Origin of the sequence: Streptomyces cellostaticus (assembly GCF_001513965.1) — a bacterium.
In the GTDB taxonomy this organism is placed as follows: Bacteria; Actinomycetota; Actinomycetes; order Streptomycetales; family Streptomycetaceae; genus Streptomyces; species Streptomyces cellostaticus.
In genome coordinates this window covers 20,827-30,460 of sequence record NZ_KQ948052.1, presented here as the reverse complement: position 1 = coordinate 30,460, position 9,634 = coordinate 20,827, and the positions used below count along the sequence as shown (strand labels likewise).

General features: G+C 67.5%; 7 protein-coding genes and 4 pseudogenes. 7 read left to right on the top strand and 4 right to left on the bottom strand.

Annotated features, from left to right (window positions below):
* Nucleotides 1-206: 206 nt before the first annotated feature.
* The 4 genes and pseudogenes from AQI88_RS44230 to AQI88_RS49195 all read left to right on the top strand — a co-directional run bounded on the left by AQI88_RS44230 (nucleotide 207) and on the right by AQI88_RS49195 (nucleotide 5,410).
* Nucleotides 207-1,532, top strand: coding sequence for a WS/DGAT domain-containing protein (locus tag AQI88_RS44230; protein ID WP_079058079.1), 1,326 nt, complete (start codon nucleotides 207-209; stop codon nucleotides 1,530-1,532).
* 164 nt (nucleotides 1,533-1,696) lie between these two features.
* Entirely contained in the window at nucleotides 1,697-1,987 is a 291-nt protein-coding gene (locus AQI88_RS38390) for an acyl carrier protein (protein ID WP_107118785.1), read from the top strand.
* Nucleotides 1,988-2,102: 115 nt separating this feature from the next.
* Entirely contained in the window at nucleotides 2,103-3,329 is a 1,227-nt protein-coding gene (locus AQI88_RS38385; protein WP_067009349.1) for a beta-ketoacyl-[acyl-carrier-protein] synthase family protein, read from the top strand.
* 994 nt (nucleotides 3,330-4,323) lie between these two features.
* Nucleotides 4,324-5,410: pseudogene (locus AQI88_RS49195) on the top strand (IS110 family RNA-guided transposase).
* A gap of 7 nt (nucleotides 5,411-5,417) precedes the next feature.
* Here AQI88_RS49195 and AQI88_RS38375 read toward each other — a convergent pair.
* From AQI88_RS38375 to AQI88_RS38365, 3 genes and pseudogenes are all read right to left on the bottom strand, one after another.
* Nucleotides 5,418-5,753: pseudogene (locus AQI88_RS38375) on the bottom strand (serine hydrolase domain-containing protein); the annotation flags it as partial.
* 33 nt (nucleotides 5,754-5,786) lie between these two features.
* A complete protein-coding gene (locus AQI88_RS38370) occupies nucleotides 5,787-5,969 on the bottom strand; it encodes a hypothetical protein (protein ID WP_067009343.1) in 183 nt (60 codons plus the stop codon).
* A gap of 20 nt (nucleotides 5,970-5,989) precedes the next feature.
* Nucleotides 5,990-6,670 (bottom strand): type III effector protein, encoded by a 681-nt coding sequence (locus tag AQI88_RS38365; RefSeq protein ID WP_067009341.1) that lies wholly within the window; start codon nucleotides 6,668-6,670, stop codon nucleotides 5,990-5,992.
* 134 nt (nucleotides 6,671-6,804) lie between these two features.
* Between AQI88_RS38365 and AQI88_RS38360 the strand changes: the two genes are divergently transcribed.
* The 3 genes and pseudogenes from AQI88_RS38360 (at nucleotide 6,805) to AQI88_RS38350 (ending at nucleotide 8,275) form a co-directional block, all read left to right on the top strand.
* The gene (locus tag AQI88_RS38360; protein WP_067009338.1) at nucleotides 6,805-7,239 is read left to right on the top strand and encodes an Hsp20/alpha crystallin family protein; all 435 of its coding nucleotides are present in this window, start codon (nucleotides 6,805-6,807) and stop codon (nucleotides 7,237-7,239) included.
* Between the two features lie 93 nt (nucleotides 7,240-7,332).
* Nucleotides 7,333-7,729: pseudogene (locus AQI88_RS38355) on the top strand (DUF2267 domain-containing protein).
* 150 nt (nucleotides 7,730-7,879) lie between these two features.
* Nucleotides 7,880-8,275, top strand: a pseudogene (locus tag AQI88_RS38350) (DUF2267 domain-containing protein).
* A 748-nt stretch (nucleotides 8,276-9,023) separates the two neighbouring features.
* Here the strand turns inward: AQI88_RS38350 and AQI88_RS38345 are convergent.
* Nucleotides 9,024-9,512, bottom strand: a complete 489-nt coding sequence (locus tag AQI88_RS38345; RefSeq protein ID WP_067009335.1) for an Asp23/Gls24 family envelope stress response protein — start codon at nucleotides 9,510-9,512, stop codon at nucleotides 9,024-9,026.
* Nucleotides 9,513-9,634 lie beyond the last annotated feature (122 nt).

Here is a 9,634-nt window from a genome sequence, read left to right as displayed (position 1 = left end):
TGGCGACAGCTCAATCTCCATCGGCGTGGACGACGGCGGTAGTTGGGCCTGGAAGCCGCACCCTGGGACACCAGACCAAACAGTGTCCATTTTCAGGCCCGAACCGTGAATCAGCGACATGTGAAGCCTCCTGCGCGTACCCCACTCCGTGAAGGCTCGTTGGCTTCAAAGGGTACTTCTGCCCGCCACTCCGAGAGGTGACTTCGATGAAGGTTCCATGGGGCAAGCCAGCAGTTAGGGGCGACCACCTCGCTTCAGGTTGGAGGGCCTATCAGCGGCGCAATCCAGACGCCTCCACGGCTATCGGTTTTGTATTCCTGTGCGAGGGCGAACATCCCACCCGTGCTGAGCTGCTTGACCTGGTGTCGACCCTGACCGATCACGCGCCCACCGCTTCGCGGCCGGGTTCGGCTGGAATCCTCGGACATCAGGTGACACTGGCAGAGGCGCCGGACGAAACGCAGCTGGGAGAGGTATTGGGTGAGTGCTACTCAGCCCGCCTCCCTGATGAAGGCTGGGACGTTTGGATGGTGGGCTACGCACCGCAGAGGTTCGCCCTGGCCATTCGATTTGATCACCTGCTGATCGACGGAGTCGGTGGGATCCAGCTGCTCTCGCGTCTGGCGAGCATCCCGGGGACAGGTTTGGCTCCCGCGGTACCGGTTGGTGACCGTGACCGCCTACCGTCGCGAACAGCCCGCATGCCCAAATGTCCGGCGCGGATCAGCCGCCTCACCATTCTCACTTCGGCGCGCACGGTCCGTGCGCTGGTCGCACCTCTGCTGGGAGTACCCCGTGCCAGTGTGCTGACTCCCGGCACACGCGCCGGCGCTGACGGGATGAGGTATGTCTGGGCGCAGGCCGACTATCGAAGGCTCGTGTCATGTGCGCATGCCTTGGGCGCGCAACCCAACGACGTCATCCTCGCGGCCCTGACCGGAGCCCTTCGTGACTGGTACGCGGGATACGGGCTGCGACCGGACGGGCAGGTCACAGCCCTGGTGCCCATCAGCATCCGGCGCACCAACGAGCGCGACACGCATGGCAACAGGATCGTCAGCTCCCGGATCGGTCTGCCGATTGACGAACCCGATGTTCGGGTTCGGCTCAACGAAATCGCTCAGCGCAGCCGCACGGCCAAGCGGTTGGCCACGCACGCGTTGTTGCCGTCCCTGCTGCAGCTACTGCCAGACCCCATTCTCTCCTGGGGCTTGCAGCGGAACCTCCGCCCGAACGTAAACACCCTCCTCGTGACCACCGTGGCCGGGCCTCCCGTCCCGCTGTGCGTGCTGGGCCGCAGCGTGCAACAGATCCTCCCCATCGTCTTCCTGCCGGCGGGCCACCGCGTCGCTGTCGCGATCTCACGCTACGCCGGCACCTCGTACGTGTGCTTCACAGTCGACCGGACTCTGAAGGGCGCAGACAGCCTCCCCGAGATGTGGAGCGCGGCGTTTGACGAACTGTGCGCTCTTGCTGGTCCAGCTGCGGCGGAGTCGGAAACTACCGTGTCCGCTGCGGGCGCGAGGGATTGACCCGTCTGTCGGGGCCCCGGGCTTCAGCCGTGTCCTGGGTTTGCTCGGGGAGCCTCCTTGGGCCTGCGCAAGCGACCAGTCGACGACAACGCCACCGCACTGAGTTTGCCTCCACTCTCACGTCTCGTGACTTTCTGAAGCGTGCCCCTTTCAAAGGAGAAAACGTGATCACGAATTCCAGCGAGCTGCCTGATCAGTTCGTCCAGATCCTGACCGAACACTTCGAGTTGAGCCCGGATCAGCTAACGCCGTCGACGACCTTTATGGAGCTCGACATGGATTCTCTTGCGCTCATGCAACTGGTGGTAGCGGCTGAGGCTGCGTTCGGAGTGGTTCTGCCGGAGCAGATCATGAGCCTGTCCTCGTACGCCACACTGGGGGAGGCGGCCCGGATGCTGGCACCTCCCGAGCCGAGGCGGTCCTCCAATTTCACACCACCCATGCCGGCCACGTGACGACATACCACGGCAATCGGCGCCCTGGTGCTTTCCATCCAAGCGCCCTTCTCGCGACTCGCGCAGAGGGGAACGAGTGTGTCTGGAACGTCATCCACCAGGAGAGGAGTTGCTGGTGACAGCTGCAGACGTCGCGGTCACTGGACTGGGACTTGTCACGCCGGCCGGAACCACTGTCGAGGCGAACTGGGCAACACTATGTGCGGGCCGGTCTCTGGCCACGACAGATCCGCAGCTGGCGGGGTTGCCTGTCGACTTTTCCTGCCGGGTGACAGGTCTCAGCGCGGAGGAAGAGCTGGGACGAGGCTTGGCACGGCGCCTGGACCCTCCCGGGCACTTCGCGCTTTCTGCGGCCAGGCGAGCAGTCGCCCATGCAGGTCTCGACCCTCGCGGCTGGGACGCCGGGAGAGTCGGCGTGATCCTCGGGGTGAGCTCCAACAGTCTTCACACGTACGTGACCGAGTTCGGCCACCTGGAAGCTGGACGACCTGAGCGGGTCTCGCCACTCGCTCTGCCGCGCAGCGTGCCCAGTATGGTCGCGGCCGAGGTCGCTATAGACCTCGGGGCGAGCGGCCCCAACTTCATCACATCCAGCGCGTGCGCCTCCGGAGCAACGGCCATCGGCGTCGCCCGGGACCTCCTGCGTTCGGGGACCTGCGACATCGTGCTGGCCGGCGGCAGCGAGTCGGGACGCGCACCCATGAACGCCACGTGCTTCATCCGCATGCAGGCACTTTCGCGCCGCCGCGACGAGCCGCACCTGGCCAGCCGTCCCTTCGACGCCCACCGAGACGGATTCGTCGTTGCCGAAGGCGCGGCCGTCCTGGTACTGGAACGTCATGCCGACGCCCGAGCTCGGAAGGCTCGAGTCCTGGCTCTGCTGCGCGGCTACGGAGCCACGTGTGACGCCTACCACCCCATCGCGCCGGAACCTGAGGGCCGCGGGGTCGCCACCGCGATGCTCGCAGCACTGCGGGACGCAGCCTGCAGTCCCTCCGAAATCGGGCACGTGAACGCTCACGGAACCTCCACACGTCTCAACGACGCAGCCGAGGCGATGGCTCTGCACCGCGTCTTCGCAGGCCATCCCCCGCCTGTCACCGCCCCCAAGGGGGTCATCGGCCACACTCTGGGCGCGGCCGGCGCCATCGAAGCTGCATACACGATCCTGTCTTTGCATCACCAGACGATCCCGCCGACAGCCAATTTCACCCGCCAGGACAGCGGATTCGAACTGGATATTGTTGCCGGAGTGCCTCGTCCTACCCAGATGACGTCCGCGGTCACGTCGTCTTGCGGGTTCGGCGGCCAAAACGCCGTTCTGCTCTTCACAGTTCCCTGAGACGTGAGATGAGTTGGTCGGCGTCTGCATTTGCTCAGCCACCCGCCGACCCGGCAACTGCCCAGCGACCACGTAAAAGCTAGTTCGGACGGAGAGAGGGTTGGTCGCGCTCGCACGCACCGGTCTGGCTCGCTCGTCGGCCCACCATGGGAGCGCGCCGGTCCCCGTCCGGTAGTTTGGGACCAAGGCGCCGTCATTTGCTGGCGCCGTTGGCGAGTCCTGAGGGCGGCACATGATGTCATCCTTCGCGATCAGTTGTGGTCGCCAAGGCTGCACGCAACTGGCCGGGCAACGCTTTGGACGCGGGGAAGCGGAGCCAGATCATGTTCATGGATCGCGACGACATCCTGAACCAGTTCGTTGCGAGCAGTCTGCCGTTTCCGACAGGCGCGCCGCCGTTGGGCGCAAGACCACCTGGGCTTTCCGGGAACGGCACCGTTCTGAATGCGGCGTCACGGCGGGCGTCTGCGTGAACTGAGTCGTGATGCGTCGGCAGTAGCTGACAAGGCTGTGGGCAGAATCCGAACGCCCGACCGGTGCCAGCGTTCCAGCCTGGGAGATCTGATCGTTCCCTGCTCGGCTGACGGCCGCTCCTGGGTGCGAACCGGACAGCCGGTGTGGCGCGCCGCTTGGCTGTCCGTCAATGCCGGTCACGGGTGGACGAGGAGTCAACTCATCGTTGTCCCGTCCAGAGCAGGTTCAGTGCCGGTTCGGACGAAGTCTCCCGGGAGCGGTCGGGGCATGCGGTTGCGCTGCAGACGGTGGGACGGTTGCGTAGCACCGTTCGGGGCGGGGGTCTGACTCATGACACCTTTGACCGAAGTGTCTTGTCGCGGACATGTCGATTGCCGTTGTGGGTGGTGCCTGCTGTCACCGAGCCACAGGGCGTGTCCCAATAGGGGCCTTGCCGTCTTTCAGGCGCCATCACGGTTCAGACCGCCCGACCGGCAGGTGCCGGCCACCCAGCACATCACCACGCGGGAGGCAGACCGCCATGACGACCAGACAGCGCAGCACCTCTTCCACCAGCACGGGCCCGCCCGCTTGGGGCGAGGTCGTCCTGGGCGTGGACACGCACGGCGAGGTTCATGTCGCCGCGGTGGTCTGCCCGCTGGGTCAGATCCTGGGCACCAAGTCCTTTCCGGCCACGGCGGTCGGCTACCGTCGGCTGCTCGCCTGGGCCCGCAAGTCAGGGGCGGTGCGGCGGGCCGGGGTGGAGGGGACCGGTACCTTCGGTGCGGGTCTGTGGCGCTACCTGCTGGCGCAGCATGTCGTGGTGTTCGAGGTGAACCGGCCCGACCGCTCGGGAAGTCGGACCCGCTCGACGCGCAGGCTGCTGCGCGGGCCGTGCTCAGTGGTCGCGCCCAGGCGCGGGCGAAGACTGGCGACGGTCCGGTGCAGAGTGCTCGGATGTTCAAGCTCGCCAAGGATTCCGCGGTCAAGGCCCGCACCCCGGCGATCAACCAGCTCAAGGCCGTCCTGGTCGTAGCCGACCCGGCCGTGCGGGAACGGCTGTCCGGCCTGGGCAACCGCGAACTGTTCCGCACCTGCGCACGCCTCAGTCCGCGCGAGGGCGAGGCCGGGCGGGAGCGATGAGGACCCTGTAGCCGAGGCCACTCTGATGACGCTGAGCTCAGCGCATCGAGCAGCTCACCGGGCAGATCGATGAGCTGAATCAGCGACTGACCGGGCTCGTTGAGCGCTATGCCCTGCAGCTGCTTGCGCCGGTGGGTATTGGCCCGGACTCCGCTGTCACGCTCCTGATCACCATGGGCGACAATCCCGAGCGGCTGAGCACCGAGGCGTCTTTCGCCGCGCTGTGCGGAGTCAGCCCCATCGAGTACTCCTCGGGCGGTCGGAGTTCACGGCGGCTCAACCATGGTGGCGACCGGCAGGCGAATGCCGCTCTGCACCGCATCGTCTTCACCCGGCTGCGCGTCGACCCCCGCACCCAGGCGTACTACGAACGCCGCACTCAGGAGGGCAAGACTCGGCGTGAGATCATCCGATGCCTCAAGCGATATGCCGCCCGCGAGGTCTTCAACCTGGTCAGGACGGCGTCTACCGCCCCCCCGTTATAGGGGCGTCGGTGTGGGTCAGCAGCTGGCGGGCAGTCACGACCCCGAGCGGGTGGCCGTCGACTTCGGACCAGAAGGTGCCGAGCGGGGTGTCGAGGTCGAGCCTGCCTTCCTCCCAGAAGGCACCGATCGAGGCCCACACCGCGAGAATCTTTGTCAGGCTGGCGGCATCGAAAATGGTGTCGGGCCGCATCGGTGCGCCTGGGTCGTTGGGGTCGAGCACTCCGGTGGAGCCGGAGGCGTGGATGTCGGCAGTGTCACCTACGGCCCACACGGCGCCTGGGTGGACCTTGTCGCGGACGCCTTCGCTCAGGAGCTGTTCGATGCTGTCGATGCGGTACGTCATGGTCTCCCTGTTCACCGTGTGCATCCCGCCGGGTCAGCCTAGTGACGCGGGCCTCGGAGTACCTGTGGGCCGGCGCAGCGTCCAGGAGAGTATCGGGTCACTGTCGATCTTCTTGTCCGTGAGCTTCTTGCCTTCCTCGACGACGGACTCCCAGCTGTCGGTGGCGAGCTCAACTCGGTAAGGCAGGTCGGTGATGACCTTCTCGTCGGTGGTCAAAGATCCTGACGTCGTGGAGATCAGGCTCGGTTCCGGCGCTGGGCGCCGCTGTGCCGACGGAGCCCGTCGGTGTGGCGGGCGACGTCATCGACGCGCGTCGCGAGGTCGGGGTGGTCGGACGCCAGATACGGGTGCGTGACCGTCAGGGGGCCGACGAGGGCGGCGGCGTCGTTGTCGGCGAGGGCGGCGGTGAGCTCGGCGAGTGGGGTGCGGGCGGCGGCGGGGAGGTCGGTGAGCGCGGTGATCTGGCCGGCGAGCTGGCGCAGGTCCGCGGCGTTGGCACGGGCCCAGGTGGTGACGGTGCGGTTGGCGGCACGGCGGTCGCGGGTGGCCCGTACTCGCTGCTCGCCCGTGGACCCCGGGTTTCCGGGGCGTACGCGCAGGTAGCGGCGTTCGGCGGCCTGGCGGCTGGAGACGCCGAGGGGGTGGGCGAGGTCGGCCCAGCTGGCGCCCGCCTCCCGGGCCGCTTCGATCAGGCCCGGTTCCCACTCGGCGAGCTGATCGCGCGCTTCGCGGAGCAGCAGGAGCGCGGCGAGTGCCTGCTCCGAGCTGGCCTGGACGGGCTCGGAGTGGTCCCCGTCCCGCGATGTCCGGGCGGTGCGCAGGGCCTCGTGGATCGTGTTCAGCGCCGCGGCGGCTGCGAGGAAGGACGTGGGGGTGAGACCGCGGGCGCGGGGGGTCGGCTGATCGTCAACGGCCATGGAGCCTCCAAACCGGTGGTGTCGTCATCTCGACGATGCCCTATATGTCATCACTTGGATGACATGTCACAATAAGTTCAGGTGAACCGCATTGGCAGCAACGCGCCTGACCTGAACACTGGAGGTGTTTCACGATGTTGATGCGCACCGATCCGTTCCGTGAGTTTGATCGACTCACTCAGCAGCTCCTGAACACGACCGGCACCTGGTCGCGGCCGTCGGCGATGCCGATGGACGCCTACCGTGAGGGCGAGGTGTACGTGATCGCCGTCGACCTGCCCGGCGTCTCCCCGGACGCGATCGACATCGACGTCGAGCGGAACATGCTGACCGTCAGGGCCGAGCGTCGGCCCGTCACCAAGGCGGACGACGTGCAGATGGAGCTCTCCGAGCGGCCTCTGGGCGTCTTCTCCCGCCAGGTCGTGCTGGCCGACACCCTGGACACCGAGCACATCAGGGCGGACTACGACGCGGGTGTGCTGACCCTGCGGATCCCGATCGCCGAGCGCGCCAAGCCCCGCAAGATCGCCATCGGTGGCGGCTCCGCGCACAAGGAGATCAGCGGCTGAAGTCCCCTCCCAGCCGCCCCGGAGGACGGGTAGACGACCTCCCCTGCAGCCGCCCCGTCCTCGGCTCGCCACCACACGCGCAAGGGAGCAGCGATGGCCATGAGATGGGAGGTGTTCCTGGATCAGGTCGAGGAACGCGGCGCGTACGGGACCACCGAGGAAGCCGAGCGGGCGGCTCGCACCGGTGCTGGCGCTGCTGGGCGCGCACTTGGTGAGCGAGGTACGGGCGGAACTGGCTGCCCGGCTGCCGGAGGAATGGGCGCTCATCCTGCTCAATCCGCTCCAGGCGCATGAGTCGCTCTCCCCCGAGCGGTTCGTGAGTGCCACCGCGGCATGGATCGGGGGAGCAACCGAACAGACCGCGGCGTGGGACGTGAGCGCTGTCCTCAGCGTGGCCGCGGACACCGCGGGCGAAGAGCTCACCCGCCGCATCCTGCTCCAGCTCCCGGCGGGCTACGCCCTGCTGTTCGGCCACCCCCAGCGCGTATAGCCCCGGGGCAGCGACAACCCTTCCCCTGAATGAGCGATACCGGTGGTCGGCGGGCGAGCCCCCGGCCACCACTTACAGACCACCTCAGACGAGACAGGCAACCGCGTCACCGATGATCCCCAGCAGGAGCCGTGCCGGTCCACCGTGGGCATGACGTTTGAGCAGTTGCTGGAAAGAGTGCGGTACGAAGGCGCGTACCCCACCCGCGCACAGGCCGAGGTGTCCGTGCGCGCCGTGCTGGCTGCCCTCGGGCGCCGGCTCACGGGCGATGAGCGCGTGGAGCTCGCGGCCAGGCTGCCGCACGAGGCCGCCGTCACCCTGACATCCGAGATCCCCGCCACCTAACCCCTCACCGGCTGGGGCTTCGTCAAGGACCTGGCGTCCCGCACCGGCGGCACGGCAGCCACCGCCCGCTGGGACACCGGTACCGTCCTTTGCATCGTGGCCCAGCTCGCCGGCGAGGAGCTCCTCAGCCGTATCCTCGCCCAACTCCCCTCCGGCTACGCCCTGCTGTTCGGCCGCCCGGAGCTCACCCAGGCGGCCTGACGCGCGGGAGGCGGTCCACGGCTGTGGAACGAGGCCGGGGCACCACGGCTGAGAACTCCTCGTAAACCGATACAGAGGCCGTCTTCGGCGGCCGGGCCGCACTATCGGCAGCGAGTTCAACGAGATCGCGGACGACAAGGCCGGCTTCCGCCGGGTGCCGGAACGGCCGGTCGAGGTTGAGGGTGTACTGGCTGCGCCGTTTGGCCTGGTGCCGGCGCAGGTGGCCGCCCTGTTCGAGGTCGTCGAGGATGGCCCGGACCGTCCGTTCGGTGATGCAGCCGGACGTTCGGGTCCCGGGCGATGGCCATGGCGAGCGGGGGGTTGTTTGAGGTGACGGGGTCGGATCCTTCCCCGATGCGGGTGAGGAGTGCGAGCCGGCGGTCGTTTAACCGAGGCCAAGAGGGCATGGCGATCGTCGTACCGCCTGTGGTCACCTCGGCACAACCCCCGCAGGAGGAACCTCTTCCGGGGCGCGCAAGGCTCACGGGGCGTCCGAGGGTGGAATGCCACTCGCTGTGGCTGTCGGGGGCGCCGGTCCGGCACCGACGGGCACGATCATGCGCCGCGCGGGCCGAATCACGGCGGCAAGCCGGGAAAACCGGACCACGGCAGCATCGGCGAAGCTGTGCTGGCAGCCACCACACCAGGAGCAGCAACAGCACATCGAGGACATCGAAGACGGTCGGCCGACACCAATCGCTTCACGGAAACCGGTGCGCTCCACGCTCGCTTCGGCTCAGGCGAGCGGTTACTCGAGCCGCCGCTCGGGCTGTTCCTCGTCCTCGTCGGGCAAATGAACATCGCCGACCGCGATGTTGACCTCGACAACTTCCAGACCGGTCATCCGCTCGATGGCAGCGATCACGTTCTCTCTGACGTCGCCCGCGACATCGATGATGGAGACGCCGTACTCCACGACGATCTCCGGGTCGACCGCGGTCTGTACCTCGCCGACCTCGACCTTCACCCCGCTGGTGACGGACTTCCCGCCGGCACCGGGCATACGTTCACGCATCGCCCCCATGCCACGGGCGAACCCACCGCCCATCGAGTGGACGCCCGGCACATCCCGGGCCGCCATCCCGGCGATCTTCGCCACCACGCCGTCGGCGATCGTGGTACGGCCACGCGATCCCGGATCGCTTCCGTGCGGCACCCCCACACTCTTCCCGCTACGCTCGCCCAATGACACCGCGCGAGGGGTCTCGGGCCGGTTCGGCAGTCCCGTATCCGTCATCTTCGGTCACCACTTTCCGACGCACAGGCGGCCTGTCGTGCCCCTTCCTTCACGCTAACGGCGAGTGCCCGACGTCGCTCAGGCAAGTGGCATGCGAGCGATGTCGGGCACGGCGCCAGGAG

What these genes read in the sequence shown, in the direction of transcription:
- AQI88_RS44230 (WP_079058079.1), top strand. Translation starts at nt 207, where the DNA reads ATGAAGGTTCCATGGGGCAAGCCAGCAGTTAGGGGCGACCACCTCGCT.
- AQI88_RS38365 (WP_067009341.1), bottom strand. Translation starts at nt 6,670, where the DNA reads ATGGCCGTTGACGATCAGCCGACCCCCCGCGCCCGCGGTCTCACCCCC.
- AQI88_RS38360 (WP_067009338.1), top strand. Translation starts at nt 6,805, where the DNA reads ATGTTGATGCGCACCGATCCGTTCCGTGAGTTTGATCGACTCACTCAG.
- AQI88_RS38345 (WP_067009335.1), bottom strand. Translation starts at nt 9,512, where the DNA reads ATGACGGATACGGGACTGCCGAACCGGCCCGAGACCCCTCGCGCGGTG.